General features: G+C 75.2%; 17 protein-coding genes. 13 read left to right on the forward strand and 4 right to left on the reverse strand.

Features of this window, described 5'->3' with window-relative positions; genetic code table 11:
• Positions 1 to 67: 67 nt before the first annotated feature.
• From BMY04_RS20790 to BMY04_RS20800, 3 genes are all read left to right on the forward strand, one after another.
• A complete protein-coding gene (locus BMY04_RS20790; RefSeq protein WP_091186348.1) occupies positions 68 to 877 on the forward strand; it encodes a VOC family protein in 810 nt (269 codons plus the stop codon).
• The gene (locus tag BMY04_RS20795) at positions 874 to 1,836 is read left to right on the forward strand and encodes an aldo/keto reductase (RefSeq protein ID WP_170854256.1); all 963 of its coding nucleotides are present in this window, start codon (positions 874 to 876) and stop codon (positions 1,834 to 1,836) included. Before BMY04_RS20790 ends, BMY04_RS20795 begins: the two co-directional genes overlap by 4 nt.
• A 99-nt stretch (positions 1,837 to 1,935) precedes the next feature.
• On the forward strand, positions 1,936 to 3,321 hold the full coding sequence (locus BMY04_RS20800) for a GH1 family beta-glucosidase (protein WP_091186351.1): 1,386 nt from the start codon (positions 1,936 to 1,938) through the stop codon (positions 3,319 to 3,321).
• Positions 3,322 to 3,556: 235 nt separating this feature from the next.
• Here BMY04_RS20800 and BMY04_RS20805 read toward each other — a convergent pair whose 3' ends face one another.
• Positions 3,557 to 4,786 carry an ROK family transcriptional regulator gene (locus tag BMY04_RS20805; RefSeq protein WP_198410321.1) on the reverse strand — a complete coding sequence of 410 codons (1,230 nt, stop codon included), beginning with the start codon at positions 4,784 to 4,786 and terminating at the stop codon, positions 3,557 to 3,559.
• Positions 4,787 to 4,913: 127 nt separating this feature from the next.
• On the opposite strand from BMY04_RS20805, the gene BMY04_RS20810 reads away from it, so the two are divergent.
• From BMY04_RS20810 to BMY04_RS20820, 3 genes are read left to right on the forward strand one after another with little or no spacing between them, the layout of a single operon-like run.
• Positions 4,914 to 5,720, forward strand: coding sequence for an ABC transporter permease (locus tag BMY04_RS20810; RefSeq protein ID WP_091186356.1), 807 nt, complete (start codon positions 4,914 to 4,916; stop codon positions 5,718 to 5,720).
• A complete protein-coding gene (locus BMY04_RS20815; RefSeq protein ID WP_091186358.1) occupies positions 5,717 to 6,568 on the forward strand; it encodes an ABC transporter permease in 852 nt (283 codons plus the stop codon). Before BMY04_RS20810 ends, BMY04_RS20815 begins: the two co-directional genes overlap by 4 nt.
• Entirely contained in the window at positions 6,568 to 7,536 is a 969-nt protein-coding gene (locus tag BMY04_RS20820; protein WP_091186362.1) for an ABC transporter ATP-binding protein, read from the forward strand. Before BMY04_RS20815 ends, BMY04_RS20820 begins: the two co-directional genes overlap by 1 nt.
• A gap of 34 nt (positions 7,537 to 7,570) precedes the next feature.
• Here BMY04_RS20820 and BMY04_RS20825 read toward each other — a convergent pair whose 3' ends face one another.
• The 3 genes from BMY04_RS20825 to hrcA are packed head-to-tail and all read right to left on the reverse strand — an operon-like array spanning position 7,571 to position 10,579.
• Entirely contained in the window at positions 7,571 to 8,302 is a 732-nt protein-coding gene (locus BMY04_RS20825; RefSeq protein WP_091186365.1) for a 16S rRNA (uracil(1498)-N(3))-methyltransferase, read from the reverse strand.
• 53 nt (positions 8,303 to 8,355) lie between these two features.
• A complete protein-coding gene (gene dnaJ, locus BMY04_RS20830; RefSeq protein WP_091186369.1) occupies positions 8,356 to 9,525 on the reverse strand; it encodes a molecular chaperone DnaJ in 1,170 nt (389 codons plus the stop codon).
• A gap of 58 nt (positions 9,526 to 9,583) precedes the next feature.
• Positions 9,584 to 10,579, reverse strand: coding sequence for a heat-inducible transcriptional repressor HrcA (hrcA, locus tag BMY04_RS20835; RefSeq protein WP_232506549.1), 996 nt, complete (start codon positions 10,577 to 10,579; stop codon positions 9,584 to 9,586).
• A gap of 96 nt (positions 10,580 to 10,675) precedes the next feature.
• Here hrcA and BMY04_RS20840 point away from each other — a divergent pair, with 96 nt between their 5' ends.
• The 7 genes from BMY04_RS20840 to BMY04_RS20870 all read left to right on the forward strand — a co-directional run bounded on the left by BMY04_RS20840 (position 10,676) and on the right by BMY04_RS20870 (position 15,650).
• Positions 10,676 to 11,596: an MBL fold metallo-hydrolase gene (locus BMY04_RS20840; RefSeq protein WP_170854257.1), complete on the forward strand. Its 921-nt coding sequence runs from the start codon at positions 10,676 to 10,678 to the stop codon at positions 11,594 to 11,596.
• A 126-nt stretch (positions 11,597 to 11,722) separates the two neighbouring features.
• Entirely contained in the window at positions 11,723 to 11,959 is a 237-nt protein-coding gene (locus BMY04_RS20845; protein ID WP_091186377.1) for a hypothetical protein, read from the forward strand.
• A complete protein-coding gene (locus BMY04_RS20850) occupies positions 11,956 to 12,540 on the forward strand; it encodes a GAF domain-containing protein (protein WP_091186381.1) in 585 nt (194 codons plus the stop codon). Before BMY04_RS20845 ends, BMY04_RS20850 begins: the two co-directional genes overlap by 4 nt.
• Positions 12,541 to 12,631: 91 nt before the next feature.
• Entirely contained in the window at positions 12,632 to 13,471 is an 840-nt protein-coding gene (locus BMY04_RS20855) for a DUF4397 domain-containing protein (protein ID WP_091186386.1), read from the forward strand.
• Between the two features lie 45 nt (positions 13,472 to 13,516).
• Positions 13,517 to 14,215 (forward strand): sortase domain-containing protein, encoded by a 699-nt coding sequence (locus BMY04_RS23175; protein ID WP_198410322.1) that lies wholly within the window; start codon positions 13,517 to 13,519, stop codon positions 14,213 to 14,215.
• Positions 14,212 to 14,949, forward strand: coding sequence for an RNA polymerase sigma factor (locus BMY04_RS20865; protein ID WP_232506550.1), 738 nt, complete (start codon positions 14,212 to 14,214; stop codon positions 14,947 to 14,949). The genes BMY04_RS23175 and BMY04_RS20865 overlap by 4 nt, the downstream gene beginning before the upstream one ends.
• A complete protein-coding gene (locus tag BMY04_RS20870) occupies positions 14,937 to 15,650 on the forward strand; it encodes an anti-sigma factor (RefSeq protein ID WP_139210063.1) in 714 nt (237 codons plus the stop codon). The genes BMY04_RS20865 and BMY04_RS20870 overlap by 13 nt, the downstream gene beginning before the upstream one ends.
• The last annotated feature ends 7 nt before the right edge of the window (positions 15,651 to 15,657 follow it).

The following is a 15,657-nucleotide window of genomic DNA, read 5'->3' on the forward strand; positions in this document are numbered from 1 at the left end:
CCGGGCCTCCACCGGCCCGGGGACGCCGACGGGCTCAGGCACGTCCACCCCCGACCGAGGAGCACCCATGCCCATCACCAACGTGATCGTCAACGTCACCGACCTGCAGCGGTCGACCGACTTCTGGACCACCCACCTGGAGGCGGAGGTGGTCGAGCGGGGCGACGCGCGCGTCGTCCTCGACCTCGTCACCGCCACCGTCGAGCTCCGCGCCGGCGCGGTGGGCGCGAGCGACTGGGTCGCCGACGACCAGCAGCGCGGCTTCCGCCACGTCGGCTTCAAGGTCGAGCGCGTCGACCCCCGCGCCGACGCCCTCAAGGCGGCCGGCGTGGCCTTCCACCTCGACCCGCTCGACGCCGAGGGCGGGGTGCGGATCTGCTTCTTCTACGACCCGGACGGCACCCTGCTCGAGCTCGTCGAGGGCGACCTGCAGTACGCCGAGGTCCTCGACGACGACCTCGTCGCCGCCGAGCGCGGCCTCGGCGTCCCCGACCGGCCCCGCTTCGACCACGTCGCCGTGACGGTGGCCGACCGGTCCGCGACCGGCGCCGCCTACGCCCCGCTGGGCTTCGGCCTGATGGGCACCATCGAGCAGCCGCACGACCCGAGGGGGTTCCACATCGGCTACCTCAAGTCAGGGCCTACGGTTCTGGAGGTGTTCACCTACGATGCCGGCACGCGCGGCCGCACCCCCCAGCTCGACGTCCCCGGCTTCGCCTGGGTCGTCCTCGAGGGCGCCGACGTGCCCGCGGGCGCCACGACGCTGGGCACCGGCACCGGCGAGCGCGTCCTCGCCGACGCCGACGGGCTGACGTTCGCGGTGGCCGCCGCCGGCGCCCGCACCGCCGCCACGAGCGCCGGCCCGGTGCCCGCGTGAGCACCCCGGGTTCGCCGGACTGGCGCCGCCCGCTCGGCCGCACCGGGCTGGAGATCACCGCCGTCACCGTCGGCGGCGCCCCGCTCGGGAGCATGCCGGAGAACTTCGGCCACGAGCTCGCCGAGGCCGACGGCATCGCGCTCGCCGCGTACGTCTTCGACTCCCCCGTCCGGGCGCTCGACACCTCGAACGGCTACAGCGGCGGGGAGAGCGAGCGACGCATCGGCCGGGCCGTGGCGCAGCGCGGCGGGCTGCCCGACGACTTCCTCATCACGACCAAGGTGGACGCCAAGGACGGCGACTACTCCGGGGCCCGCGTCCGCGCGAGCGTCGCGGAGTCGCAGGGGCGCCTCGGGCTCGACCACCTGCCGGTCGTGTTCCTCCACGACCCCGAGTTCCACGACTTCGACGCCCTGTCCGCGCCGGGTGGCGCGGTGGAGACCCTGATGGCCCTGCGCGACGAGGGCGTGGTCGGCCACGTGGGCCTGGCCGGCGGGACGGCGCCGGAGATGCAGCGCTACCTCGCGCTCGGCGGCTTCGAGGTGCTGCTGGTGCACAACCGCTGGACGCTCGTCGACCACAGCGCCGAGGCGCTGCTCGACCAGGCCGCGGCCGCCGACGTCGCCGTGCTCAACGCGGCGATCTACGGCGGCGGCATCCTGGCCAAGCCGGGCTCCACGACGCGCTACGCGTACCGGGAGGCCGCACCGGCCACCCTGCAGGCGATCGAGGCGATGCAGCGGCTCTGCGCCGAGCACGGGACCGACCTCGCGACGGCTGCGCTCCAGGTCTCGGTGCGCGACCCCCGCATCGCCACGACGGTCGTGGGCCTCAGCTCGCCGGCCCGGCTCGACGCGCTCCTCGACTCCCTCGCGACCGACCTGCCCGAGGACCTCCTCGACGCGCTCGAGGGGCTCCGGCCCGCCCCCGAGCACTGGCTGGAGCCGCCCCGAGGCTGAACCCGTCCACCCCTGGCACGCTGCCCGGCAGCACGCAGACCCCGGCCCGCGGCGCACCGCCGCCGGCCGACCAGCACGACCGATCCACAGGAGCACCCCATGCCCACACCCGCCCTGCCCGCCGACTTCGTCTGGGGGACGGCCACCGCGTCGTACCAGATCGAGGGCGCGGTCGCCGAGGACGGCCGCGGCCCCAGCATCTGGGACACGTTCACCCGCCTCCCGGGTGCGATCTCCGACGGCACCAACGGCGACCGGGCGGACGACCACTACCACCGCTACGCCGACGACATCGCGCTGATGGCCCGGCTCGGCTTCAACGCGTACCGGTTCTCGATCGCGTGGCCGCGCATCGTCCCCGCCGGCACCGGCGAGGTGAACCAGGCCGGGCTCGACTTCTACCGCCGCATCGCGGAGACCTGCCACGAGCACGGCATCACGCCCTGGGCGACGCTCTACCACTGGGACCTCCCCCAGCCCCTCGAGGACGCCGGCGGCTGGCTGGTCCCCGAGACCGCGCAGGCCTTCGCGGACTACGCGGCGCTGACCCACGAGGCGCTCGGCGACGTCGTCGAGCACTGGATCACGCTCAACGAGCCCTGGTGCTCCGCGCTGCTCGGCTACGGCAACGGCGTGCACGCGCCGGGCAAGCAGGTCGGCAGCGACGCGCTCAAGGCCGCCCACCACCTGCTCCTCGGCCACGGCCTGGCCGTGCAGAAGATGCGGGCCAGCGGGCACGGCTCCACCATCGGCATCACGCTGAACCTCTACTCCGTACGTCCCGCCTCGGACTCGGCCGCCGACGCCGAGGCCGCGCGCCGCAGCGACGGGCTGGGCAACCGCTTCTTCCTCGACCCGGTCCTGCTCGGTTCCTACCCGCGCGACGTGCTCGCCGACGCCGGCGTGCAGGAGTGGTTCGGCGAGCGGACCGACGACCTGCCGGTGATCGCCGCGCCGCTCGACTTCGTCGGCATCAACTACTACAGCCGCCACACGGTGGCGGCACCCGAGGACGGGCAGTTCAGCGACCCGTCGGTCCCGAGCGCCAGCCCGGGCAGCGAGCGCGTCGTGAACGTCGACACAGGCGCCCCGAAGACGTTCATGGGCTGGGAGGTCCACCCCGACGGCATCCTCGACGTCGTCGCGATGGTCGCCGAGCGCACGCCCGGCACGCCGGTCTACATCACCGAGAACGGGGCCGCGTACGACGACCAGGTCGCACCGGACGGTTCCGTCGACGACGAGGACCGGTGCCACTACCTGGAGCTGCACACCCAGGCCTGCGCGGACGCCGTCGCCGCGGGGCTGCCGCTGCGCGGCTACTTCGCGTGGAGCTTCCTCGACAACTTCGAGTGGGCGTTCGGCGAGAGCCGCCGCTTCGGCATCGTGCGGGTCGACTACGAGACCCAGGAGCGCACGGTGAAGCGCAGCGGGTGGTGGTTCCGCGACTTCCTGGCCGGGCAGCAGCAGGGCTCGCAGGCCTGAGTCCGAGCGGGCGGGCGGACCCGGCGCGGCGGGCCGCCCGCCCCTCGCACCCTCTGGCGCTCCTCACACCGTCTGTCGCTCCTCGCACACGGTCTGCCCGGTGCGAGGAGCGACAAGGGGTGCAAGGAGTCCGAGGGACCCGAGCGGAGTCCGAGGGACCCGAGCGGAGTCCGAGGGGGTGCGGACGGCCGGCAGGTCCAGCGGTCGTGGTCGGCCCGGATGTCGCGTACGCGCCTCAGCGCGCGAGGGCCAGGCGGCTGGAGGTCTGGTGCGGGGTGAGCCGGCTGTGCAGGACGAGCGAGGCGGCGCCGAGCGCCGCGGAGACGTCGCTGAACCTCGACAGCGTGACCGTCGTCGGGTGCACCGCCCGGACGAAGCTCAGCCGCTGCAGGTCCTCGCGGGCGTGGCGCAGGTAGATCTCGCCCGCGGCGGCGAAGCCGGGCCCGGCCAGGATGATCTGGTCGAGGTCGAGCAGGTTGGTCACCGACACCAGGGCGCGGGCCAGGTGCCGGGCCGACTCCTCGATCACCGGTAGCGCCTCCGGGTGCCCGGCGGCGGCGGCCCGGGCGACCCGGTCGGCGTCCTGGCGCAGCGTGACCGGCTGCCCGCGCAGCCCGAGCTCCTCGCCGAGACCGCGCCCGAGCGCGAGCTCCACGATGCGCCGCGGCGCCGCGAGCACCTCCAGGCAGCCGCGGCTGCCGCACCAGCAGGGCGGCCCGTCGATGTCGAGCACGAGGTGCCCGATCTCCCCGACGTTGGACGAGGCGCCGCGGTAGACGTCGCCGTTGGTGACGAGGCCGAGCCCGAACCCGGTGGCCAGGTAGACGGTCGCGAAGTCCGCGGACGCGGGGATGCGGCCCACCCAGTACTCGCCGATCGCCGCGCAGGTCGAGTCGTTCTCCACGACGACGGGCAGGCCCGTCGCGGTGCTGAGCGCGTCCTCGAGGTCGAAGAGCTCCCAGTCCTCGGCGTGCGGGTTGCTGCGCAGCACCCGGTGGGCGCTGTCCTGGCGCCCGGCGGCGGCGATGCCGATGCCCATCAGCGTCGAGCGGTCGACGCCGGTCGAGCCGACGAGGTCGTCCAGCTCGGCCGCGAGCCGCGGGACGACCTCGCCCGGGGCGGACAGCCCGATGCCCTCGCCGTCGAGGCGGCCGACGACGGTGCCGCCCAGGTCGGTGACGACGTACGTGACGCGCGCGAAGTCGAGGGAGAGGCCGACCGCGTGGCGTGAACCCGCGTTCAGCTGCAGCAGCGTGCGCCGCTTGCCGCCCGTCCGGTCGCCCGTGCCGATCTCGGCCACGAGGCCGTCGGTGAGCATCTGGCGCACGATCCGCGAGATGGACGCCTCGGTCAGCCCGGAACGGTCGGCCAGCTCCACGCGGCTGACCACGCCGCCGGAGCGGATCAGGTCGAGGACGGCGCTGTGGGTCTGCGCCGCGGTCGCGCCTCGCAGGGGTCTCGTCACCGTCACAGCAGAACTTTATTCCAGAAGTTAAGGAAGCACGTCGCGCACGATCGGCCGGTCGTGGCGCCGACCGTACCGCTGAACCCGCTTGTCGCGGGGCCACCGCGCGGCGTAGGTTCTCGCGCTTGTGCGTGCGACCCTGCGGACCTACTTCCGGCTGCTCGCCGCCGGGTTCCGTCGTGGGTCGGCCTACCCGCTCGCGGCGCTGGGCGGGCTGGTCGCCAACGCGACGTTCGGCCTGCTCAAGGTCGGCATCCTCTTCGCCACCGTCGAGGCGGGCGGCGGCACCGTCGGCGGGTACGACGCGGGCACCATGAGCGCGTACATCTGGCTGAGCCAGGGCCTGCTCGGCTCGGTCAACCTCTTCGGGCGCACCGCGGTCGCCGACCGCATCAAGAACGGCGACATCGCCGTCGACTTCGTCCGCCCGCTCGACGTGCAGGCGGCGAGCGTGACCACCGAGGTCGGGACGCGGCTGTTCGCGCTGCTGCCCCGCGGCGTCCCGTCGGTGCTGCTGGGCGTGCTGCTCGTCGGGATGAGCATGCCGACGACGCCGCTGCCGTACGCCCTCGGCGCCCTCAGCGTGCTGCTCGGCGTCGTCCTGTCCTGCACCACCGTCTACCTCGTCGCCGTCTCCCGCTTCTGGCTCGTCGAGGGCCGTGGCGTCGAGATGCTCTACATGGTCCTCTCGGGCTTCCTGGCGGGGCTGTTCGTGCCGATCCCGCTGTTCCCGGGCTGGCTGCGGGCGGTGGCCGGCGCGACGCCGTTCCCCTCGATGCTCCAGGTCCCCGTCGACGTGCTGTCCGGGCGCGTCGACCTCCCCACCTCGGCCGGGCTCGTCGGCGTCCAGCTCGCCTGGCTCGCCCTCACGGTGGTCCTGGGAGCCGTCCTCACCCGGGCGGGCCGCGCACGCTTGGAGGTGCAGGGCGGATGAGCGCCACCACCGGGGTACGCCCGGGGGCCGCGTGGCGGGCCGTGCTCGCCGCCCGCACCGCCCCGTACCGTGCCGTCCTCGCCTCCCGGGTCCGGGCGCAGCGCAGCTATCGCACGTCGTTCCGTCTGGACCTGCTCGGCTCGGCCCTCGTGGGGCTGGTCGAGCTGGCCGAGGTGTGGGTGCTGTTCCACAGCGTCGGCCGGATCGGGGGGCTCGACCTCGCTCAGGTGCTGCTCGTCTTCGGCCTGGCCGACCTGGCCTTCTCGGTCGCCGACCTCGCCTTCGGCCACTGCGACGACCTGGCGACGATGCTCCGGCTGGGCACCCTCGACGTCTTCTACCTGCGCCCGCAGCCGCTGCTGCTGCAGCTCGTGACGAGCGACATCAGCCTGCGGCGGGTCGCCCGGGCGGCGGTCGCGGTGGCGGCCGTGGTCGCCGGCCTGCTCGTCAACGACGTGCCGCCCACGCCGCGCACGGTCGCGCTGCTGGTCGTGGCCCTGCTCAGCGGCGTCGCGGTGTCGGCGGCGATGTTCGTGCTGGCCGCCGGGATCCAGTTCTTCGTGGTCGACGGCGCCGAGATGACCAACGCCTTCGTCTACGGCGGCCGCTACGCCTCGACCCAGCCGGCCAGCGTGTGGTCGCGCCCGGTCAAGGCCGCCTTCGTCTTCGTCTTCCCGGTGGCGTTCGCCGGCTACCTGCCGGTCGTCAGCCTGCTGGGGCTGACCGGCAGCCCGTGGCTGCCGGCCTGGCTCGGCTGGTGCGCCCCGCTCGCCGCGCTCTGGGCGTGGGCGCTGGCGCTGCTCGCCTGGCGGGTCGGGGTCCGGCACTACCAGGGAGGGGGCGGCTGATGCAGGGGGACGTGGGTGAGCCGGTGATCGAGACCGAGGGCCTCGGGCGCGAGTTCCGGGTGCGCGACGGGCTGCGCCGCCGCACGGTGGTCGCCGTCGACGGGCTGTCCGTCCGGGTCGGGGCGGGCGAGGCGGTCGGCTACATCGGCGCGAACGGGGCCGGCAAGTCGACCACCATCAAGATGCTGGTGGGGATCCTCGTGCCGACCCGCGGGTCGGTGCGGACGTGCGGCCTGCGCCCGGTCCAGGACCGCCGCCGCCTCGTCCGGCGGGTGGGCGTGGTCTTCGGGCAGCGCTCGCAGCTGTGGTGGGACCTCCCGGTGCGCGAGTCGTTCGCCATCCTGGCCTCGATCCACGGGCTGTCGCCGGACCGGGAACGTTCGCGCACCGACGAGCTGGTCGAGCGCCTGGAGATGGGCGCGTACTGGACCACGCCCGTGCGGCAGCTCTCCCTCGGACAGCGGATGCGCGCCGAGGTCGCGGCGGCGCTGCTGCACTCCCCCGACCTGGTCATCCTCGACGAGCCGACGATCGGGCTGGACGTGCTCTCCAAGCAGCGGCTGCGCGAGTTCCTCGTGACCGAGCGCCGGGCGCACGGCACCACGCTGCTGCTCACGACCCACGACATGGGCGACGTCGAGCGGCTCTGCGAGCGGGTCCTCCTCGTCGACCACGGGCGGCTCGCGTACGAGGGGACGCTGGCCGGGCTGTCCCGCACCGTCGGCGTCGAGCGCGTGCTGGTCGTCGACCTCGCCGAGCCGGGGCCGGACCTGGTGACGGTTCCGGGAGCGCGCCACCTCGGCAGCGAGGGCGGCGGGCTGCGGCAGCGGTTCGCGTTCGACGCCGAGGTCACCACCGCCGCCAAGGTGCTGGCCGCGGTGTCGGAGCAGGTCGAGGTCGTCGACCTCTCGGTCGAGGAGCCCGACGTCGAGGACGTCGTCCGGCGCGTGTACGCGGCGCGCCGCTGAGGTTCCGGGGGCGCGCCCCGAAAAACTCGCTCGCTCAGCGGTTGAGCAGCGCCGACAGCGCGACGACGCCGGCGGTGGAGGTGCGCAGGACGTGGTCGCCGACCCGTACGGTCCGGGCGCCGGCCTCCGCGAAGGCGGCGAGCTCCTCGGGGCTGATGCCGCCCTCGGGACCGACCACGACGACGACCTCGCCGGCCTCGGGCAGCGCGACGGCGGCGATCGGGACCTCGGCGTCCTCGTGCAGGACGAGCGCGAGGTCCGCGGCCGCGAGCCGGGCGGCGAGGGCCTTGGTGCCGGCCGGCTCCGACACGACGGGGACGCGGAGCCGGCGTGACTGCTTCGCCGCCTCGCGCACGGTGCTGCGCCAGCGGGCGAGGCCGCGGTCGACGCGGTCGGCCGACCAGCGCGCGACCGAGCGGGACGCCTGCCACGGGACGACCTCGTCGACGCCGACCTCGGTCAGCATCTCGACGGCCAGCTCGGCCCGGTCGCCCTTGGCGAGCGCCTGGGCGACGACGAGGCGTACGGGCCGGCGGGCCTCGGTGAGCACCTCGTCCACGCGGACCCGCAGCCCGGGCTTGCCGGCCTCGACCACCTCGCCGCGCACGCCGCCGCCGGAACCGTCGGCGACGAGCACCCGCTCCCCGGCCCGGAGCCGCCGAACCGTCACCGCGTGGTGCCCCTCGGACCCGTCGACCAGGACCTCGTCGCCGACCTGGGGGCGCGTACCGGCCAGGCTCTCGAGCAGGAACAGCGCGTCGGTCACGCCCCGAACGCTAGCCGCGGTCGCGCGGTGGGCAGCACTGCGGCGGTGTGCGGCTACTGCCCGGCGAACGCGTCGCGGAGGCGGCCGAACACGCCGCGGCCCTGCTTCTGGACCGTCACCTCGGCGGCGGTCTCCTCGCGCAGCTCGGCGAGCTGGCGCAGCAGCTCGCGCTGCTCGTCGTCGAGGCGGGTCGGGGTCTGCACGAGCAGCGTGACGCCCAGGTCGCCGCGGCCGTTCGAGCGCAGGCGCGGGACGCCCCAGCCGTCGAGCGCGACCCGCGTGCCCGACTGCGTGCCCGCCGGCACCGAGACGTGGACCTCGCGGTCCTCCTCGTGGGTGTCGGGCAGGTCGGCCTCGAGCGTCTGCACGGCGACCTCGGTACCGAGCGCCGCCGCCGTCATCGGGATCCGGACCGTCACCTCGAGGTCGTCGCCCTCGCGGCGGAACACCTCGTGCGGCGCGACGACCAGCTCGACGTAGAGGTCGCCGGCCGGGCCGCCGCCGGGGCCGACCTCGCCGTGCGCGGCGAGGTGGATGCGGTTGCCCGTGCTGACGCCGGCCGGGATCTTGACGTTGATCGAGCGCGCCGAGCGCACCCGCCCATCGCCGGAGCACTCCGGGCACGGGTCGGGGATGACCGTGCCGTAGCCGCCGCAGGTCGGGCAGGGCTGCGTGGTGCGGATGTCGCCGAGGAAGGAGCGCTGCACGTGGGTGACGTCGCCCTGCCCGTGGCAGGTGCGGCAGGTCACGGGCTCCGAGCCCTCCTGCGCCCCGGAACCCTTGCAGAGCGGGCAGAGCACGGCGGTGTCGACGCGCAGCGGCTTCGTCACGCCGAACGCCGCCTCCGCCAGCTCCAGGTCGAGCCGGACGAGCGCGTCCTGGCCGCGCCGCACGCGCGAGCGCGGGCCGCGGGTGCTCTGCCCGCCGAACATCGCGTCGACGAGGTTGCCGAAGTCGAAGCCGCCCTGCGCGCCGAAGCCGCCGGAGAAGCCGCCGCCGAGCCCCCCGCCGAGCGGGTCGGCGCCGCGGTCGTAGAGGTCCTTCTTCTTGGGGTCGGCGAGCACCTCGTACGCCTCCGCGACCGCCTTGAAGCGCTCCCCCGCGTCGGGCTCGGTGGCCACGTCCGGGTGCAGCTTCATCGCCAGCTGGCGGTAGGCCTTCTTGATCTGCTCGGGCGAGGCGTCGCGGGAGACGCCGAGCGTCTCGTAGTAGTCAGCAGCCATGTCTGGGGTGGGTCGTCCTGTTCCTGGTCGTCTGGATGGTCCTGCGCTGTTGTCGAGGTCAGCCCTGCGAGAGGAACCGGCCGACGTACCGCGCGACCGCGCGGACGGAGGCCATCGTGGAGGGGTAGTCCATCCGGGTGGGACCGACGACCCCGAGGGTGGCACGGCTGCCGTAGCCGCTGGCGACGACCGAGGTCGTCTGGAGCTCCTTGACCGGGTTCTCCTGCCCGATCCGCACGGTGACCGCGTCGGCGGTGGCCTCGCCGAGCAGGGTCAGCAGCACGACCTGCTCCTCGAGCGCCTCGAGCACCGGCTTCATGGTGCTGGGGTCGGCGCCGTAGCGGGTCAGGTACGGCATCCCGCCGACGACCATCCGGCTCGAGGTCTCGCTGCCGAGCATCTCCAGCAGCGCGGCCACGACGGTGCGCCCGAGCGGCACCGACGACGCGGGCAGCGTCTCGAGCAGCGCGGAGAGGCCGCCGCCCGCCTCGATGGGCGTACGGCCGGCCGCCGCGGCGTTGAGCGCCGTGCGGAGGTCGGCGAGCGCCGAGTCGTCCAGCTCCGGGACCTCGAGGGAGCGCTGCTCGACCCGCCCGGTCGAGGTGATGAGCACGAGCAGGAGCCGCGTCGTCGAGAGCGAGACGAGCTCGACGTGGCGCACGGTCGAGTGGCTGAGCGTCGGGTACTGCACGATCGCCACCTGCTGCGTCGCCTGGGCGAGCAGCCGGACCGTGCGCAGCAGGATGTCGTCGAGGTCGAGCGCGCCCGACAGGAACGTCTGGATGGCCCGCTGCTCGGCCGTCGAGAGCGGCTTGACCGTGCCGAGCCGGTCGACGAAGAGCCGGTAGCCCTTGTCGGTCGGGATGCGTCCGGCGCTGGTGTGGGGCTGCGTGATGTAGCCCTCCTCCTCCAGCGCCGCCATGTCGTTGCGGACGGTGGCCGGGGAGACGCCGAGGTCGTGCTTCTCGACCAGCGCCTTGGACCCGACGGGCTCCTGGCTGGACACGTAGTCGGTGACGATGGCCCGGAGCACCTGCAGCTTGCGGTCGTCCACGCGTGTCACCTCCTGCGCCTCGTCCTGGTTGAGCACCGAGCCGAGCGCCGGAGGGGTCCGTTGGCACTCGCGTACGGTGAGTGCCAGTCTAGCCCGGTGAGCGACCCTGCAGACCCTTCGACAGGCTCGGACGCGGCGGACGCGGGCCTCGCTCCCTGGCAGGAGCTCGCGCCGGGCGTGTGGCGTGCGGTCGCCGAGCCCGACACCGTCAACCTGGTCCTCGTCGCCGGCTCGGCCCGCGCGCTGCTCGTCGACACGGGGTCGAGCCCCGACCAGGGCCGCGCGGTGCGGGCCGCGGTCGCCGCGGTGACCGACGTGCCGCTCGAGGTCGTCGTCGTCACCCACGCGCACCGCGACCACGCCTTCGGGCTCGCGGCGTTCGACGACCTCGAGACGGTCGGGCACGAGGACCTCGCCGCCTGGCTCACCTCCGACGAGGCACGGGCCGACGCCGCGCGGCTCGGCGTCGACCCCGCGGACCTGGTGGCGCCGAACCGCCCGATCGTCCTCGCCGCCGCGTTCGACCTCGGCGGCCGGCGGGTGGAGGTGGCGCACGTCGGGCGCGGGCACACCGGCGCCGACCTGGTCGTCGTGGTGCCCGACGCCGACCTCGTGGTGGTCGGCGACCTGGTCGAGTCCTCGACGTCGGCCCGGGGGGGCTCGGGGGGGTCGACCCCCCCGGCGGTGGACAGCGCGCCGCCGGCGCTGGGCCCTGACGCGTTCCTGCACGAGTGGCCGATCACCCTCGACGGCGTGATCGGGCTGATGACCTCCTCCACGCGCGCGGTGCCCGGTCACGGCGACCCGGTCGACCGGCCGTACGTCTACGAGCAGCGCGGGAGGCTGGCCTCGGTGAGCGGGCAGGTCCGCCACCTGGCCGAGACCGGTGTCGACGTCGACGCCGCGCTCGGGAGCGACGAGTGGGCCTACCCGGTGGAGGTGCTGGCGCCCGGCCTGCCGCGCGCGTTCGCCCAGCTCGGGCCCGTCGCCGTGCGCCGCACGCTGCCCCTGGCCTGACGCGGACGTCAGCCCGGGCTCGGGGTTTCGCGCCACCGGCCCCGGGTAGGGCCTTCGACGAGGGGAAAGCAGCTCCGCTCCGACGACCAGGGTGAGGCCACGACCCTGCCGAACAGGGAGACGGCGATGACCGGACCCACCGCGCGCACCACGACCGACGCAGCCTCCGACGACCGCGTCTCCCCGGACCTCGACGACCTGGACGACCTCCCCGGCCCCGCCGACCAGGTCGGGTGCCGGCTCTGCGGACTGCCGGCCCGGCAGCACGGTCCGACCCTCGTGCACCACTTCGTGCGGCCGCGCCCGCTCGGCGTGCTCCGCGCCCTCGACGCCCTCGACGCCCTCGAGGCGAGGGCCGCATGACGGCAGCCCCGGCCCCGGCCCGCCTGCCGCGGCCCGTCCTCCCGGCGATCCCGGACGCGGGACGAGGCCGCACAGCGGGGCCGGGTGCTGCTCAGACCTCGGCGCTCGTGGCGTGCCTCGACGTCCTGCGCGGCGACCAGGACGCCAGGACCCGGCTCCAGCAGGCTCTCGACGTGCTGCCGCGGCTGGTGCCCGGGTGCGACCACGCCAGCGCCGCGAGCGGCCGGCACGGCGGCGGGCCCGACGGCGGCGCCTCCGACGCGGTGGCACGGCGCGCGGACGCGCTGCAGGACGAGCTCGACGAGGGACCCGGGCTGCACGCGCTGCGCACGGGCCACAGCGTCATCGTCCACGACCTCGAGACCGAGGAACGGTGGCCGCGCTGGTGCGACCGGGCCTCCGCAGGGCTGCGTCTGGGCTCCGCCCTCGCGGTGGTCCTCACCGTCGGCCGGCGCACCTCGGGCACGCTGACGCTCTACGGCGACCGGCCGGGCCGGCTGTCCGACGTGGACCTCGGCCTGCTCCACACCCTCGCCGCCCCGATCGCCGGCGTGCAGGCGGCGCTGCGGACCGGCGGCTGACCGCTGCCGCGACGGATCCGCGAAGTCGCTGCATCCGCGGCACGACCTCTGGCGCAGAACCAGGTGTAGGCCCACTCACCTGGAGGTCCCGATGACCGTGCTCGTCCGCTCCCGCCTGGTCAGGGGTGCGCTCGCCCTGACCGTGACGTCCGGCGCCCTGCTCCTGCCGTCCACGACCGCCCTCGCGGCCGACACCGCGACGGTCTCGATCCTGCACGCCGTGCCCGGCGCCACCGTCGACGTCTACGCCAACGGCCAGGAGCTGCTCAGCGACTTCAAGCCCGGCACCCTGACCGACCCGCAGAAGCTGCCCGCCGGCACGTACGACCTCAAGGTCGTCAAGGCCGGCGACGGGGCCGACGGCGACGCCGTGGCCGAGCTCGACGATGCCAAGGTGCCGGCCGGCGCGAACGTCACCGTCGTGGCCCACCTGAACGCCTCCGGCGACCCGCGCCTGACCGCGTACGCCAACGACGTCTCCGACCTCGACGCCGGCAAGGCGCGCCTGGTCGTACGCCATGACGCCGCGGCCCCGGCCGTCGACGTCCGCGCGAACGGCGACGTCGCGTTCAGCGGCCTGGAGAACCCCGACGAGGACAGCGCCGACCTCGACGCCGGCACCGTCGAGGCCGACGTGGTCCTGGCCGGCGAGAGCGACCCGGTCATCGGCCCGGCCGACGTGGAGCTGAAGGAGGGCACGACGACGATCGTGTACGCCTGGGGCTCGGCCGACGACGACAACCTGAAGCTGGCCGTCCAGACGATCGGCGGCATGGGCGGCAACCCGGGAGGCGTCCCCGGCGGCACCGGTGGCCAGGCGGCCGCCGCGTCGCCCGTGGCCCTCGGCGCCTTCGCCCTCGGGCTCGCCGGCCTCGTACTGGCCGCCGGTCGGCTCACCCGCCGGACCGCCAAGGCCTCCGCGGGTCGCTGAGGCGGGACGGACGACGATGCTGGACCACCACGGGTCCACCCTGCGGTGACACCGCGCATCCCACGACGGGACGGCTGGCTGTGGCCGGCCGTCCTCGTCGTGTCCGCAGCCCTGCTCGTCGGGGCCGGGCACCAGCTGCTGGCCCCGCCGGGCGTGGCCGCCGACGTCCCGGTCTCGACCGCCGTCGCCGACCCTGAGCCGACGCCCGCCCCGTCGCCGAGCGCCACGCCGGCTCCCCGCGAGCAGCCGGCCGCGCGGTGGCCCACCCGCTCGGCCGCCCCGCGCCCGGCGCCGAAGGTCGTGGCGCCCGAGCGGCTGGTCGCGCAGTCGGTCGGGCTCGACCTGCCCGTCGTGCCGCAGGGGGTGGACGGGCGCGGCCAGATGGACCTGCCGGAGCGGCCCACCCAGCTCGGCTGGTACCGCTTCGGGCCGACGCCGGCCGACCGCCGCGGTGCCGTGGTGCTCGCCGGCCACGTCGACAGCGACCGGTACGGCACCGGCCCGCTGGTGCGCGCCGCCCAGCTCCGTCGCGGGGACCGCGTCGAGGTGCGCGACGCGTCGGGCCGCACCACCACGTACGCCGTCGTCGCGGTCCAGCGCATCCGCAAGGCCGACTTCTCCCCCGACGACGTCTTCGCCCGAGCGGGGAAGCCGGTGCTGCGGCTCATCACCTGCAGCGGTCCCTACCTCCCGGCGCGCGGCGGCTACCAGGACAATCTCGTCGTCACCGCGGAGCGACGGTGAGCGCCGAGGTCGCGGGCGCGCAGCCGCCGCCCCTGGTCCCGGTCGTCCCGCCGCCCCACCCGCTGAGCGTCGTGCGGCGGCGCACCCCCGGCCGGGCGGCGACGGGCGCGGAGCGCGACGGGGCGGACGAGCAGGGACGGGCGGGCGGCGTGGGTCAGACGGCGGGCGAGGAGGTCGGGCTGGACGAGGCACGGCTGGCGCGCGGCTTCGTCGCCGGCGACCGGGCGTGCCTGGAGGAGGCGTACCGCCGCTGGGCCCCGCTCGTGCACACGCTGGCGCACCGCGAGCTGCGCCGCACCGCCGACGCGGAGGACGTGACCCAGCAGGTGTTCGTCAGCGCCTGGCGCAGCCGGTCGGACTACGACCCCGGGCGCGGGAGCCTGGCCGGCTGGCTCGTCGGCATCACCCGGCACCGGCTGCTCGACCACCACCGTCGCCAGCAGCGGCAGCAGCGCCTCGAGAGCACCCTGGAGGACGAGGCGGCCGTCGCCTTCCTCGCCCCACCGCCCTCGGTGGCCGACGCCGAGCTCGACCGGCTGGTCCTCGCCGCGGAGATCGCCCAGCTGCCCGACCCGCGTGGGACGATCCTGCGGATGGCGTTCTGGGAGGGCTACACCTACCAGCAGGTCGCCGACGGGCTCGACCTGCCGCTCGGCACGGTCAAGAGCCACGTGCGTCGTACGCTCCTGCACCTGCGGGACCGGCTGAAGGAGGCACGCGCGTGGACCACCTGAGCGCGGACCGCCTCGCCACGCTCGCGACCGACGTGGCGGCAGCGCCGGAGCCCCACGAGGGCGAGCACCTCGCCTCCTGCCGCGCCTGCCGCGACGACGTCGCCGAGCTGGCCGACCTCGCCCACGCCGTGCGCGACCTCGGGCCCGCCACGCTGCGCCCGCCGCACCCCGACGTCTGGGCGGCCATCACCTCCGAGGTCGACGCGGCGCCCGTCGGCACGTCCGGCGCGTCCCCCCTCCGACGCCGCCGCGTCTGGGTCCCGGCAGCCGTCGCCGCCGCCGTCGGCCTGGTCGTCGGGGCGGGTGCGGTGCTGGGCGTGTCCGCGATCCGGGCGGACGACGACGGGGGCGGCGGGGGCGCGCTCGTCGCCCGCGCCGACCTGGCCGCGCTGCCCGGGCAGACCGGCGAGGGCACGGCCGAGCTGGTGCGGCGCAGCGACACGCTCCAGCTGCGGGTCCACGCCGCGCTCCAGCCCTCCCCCGGCAGCGACTACCACGAGGTCTGGCTGATCAACGGCGACGGCCGGCGGATGTACGCGCTCGGCGCACTGCCCTCCTCCGGCGACGCCAGCTACTGGCTGCCGGGCCCGCTCAGCCAGCAGCTGGACGGCTACTCCACCGTCGACATCTCCCTCGAGCCCGACGACGGCGACACCGTCCACTCCCAGCACAGCCTCGTCCGCGGGACGCTGCCGGGCTGAGGCCTGC

Origin of the sequence: Microlunatus flavus (assembly GCF_900110855.1) — a bacterium.
Taxonomy (GTDB): domain Bacteria; phylum Actinomycetota; class Actinomycetes; order Propionibacteriales; family Propionibacteriaceae; genus Microlunatus; species Microlunatus flavus.

Excerpts from the sequence above, each read along its gene's own strand:
- BMY04_RS20790 (WP_091186348.1), top strand. The coding sequence starts at position 68 with ATGCCCATCACCAACGTGATCGTCAACGTCACCGACCTGCAGCGGTCG.
- BMY04_RS20800 (WP_091186351.1), top strand. The coding sequence starts at position 1,936 with ATGCCCACACCCGCCCTGCCCGCCGACTTCGTCTGGGGGACGGCCACC.
- BMY04_RS20815 (WP_091186358.1), top strand. The coding sequence starts at position 5,717 with ATGAGCGCCACCACCGGGGTACGCCCGGGGGCCGCGTGGCGGGCCGTG.
- BMY04_RS20820 (WP_091186362.1), top strand. The coding sequence starts at position 6,568 with ATGCAGGGGGACGTGGGTGAGCCGGTGATCGAGACCGAGGGCCTCGGG.
- dnaJ (WP_091186369.1), bottom strand. The coding sequence starts at position 9,525 with ATGGCTGCTGACTACTACGAGACGCTCGGCGTCTCCCGCGACGCCTCG.
- BMY04_RS20845 (WP_091186377.1), top strand. The coding sequence starts at position 11,723 with ATGACCGGACCCACCGCGCGCACCACGACCGACGCAGCCTCCGACGAC.
- BMY04_RS20850 (WP_091186381.1), top strand. The coding sequence starts at position 11,956 with ATGACGGCAGCCCCGGCCCCGGCCCGCCTGCCGCGGCCCGTCCTCCCG.
- BMY04_RS20855 (WP_091186386.1), top strand. The coding sequence starts at position 12,632 with ATGACCGTGCTCGTCCGCTCCCGCCTGGTCAGGGGTGCGCTCGCCCTG.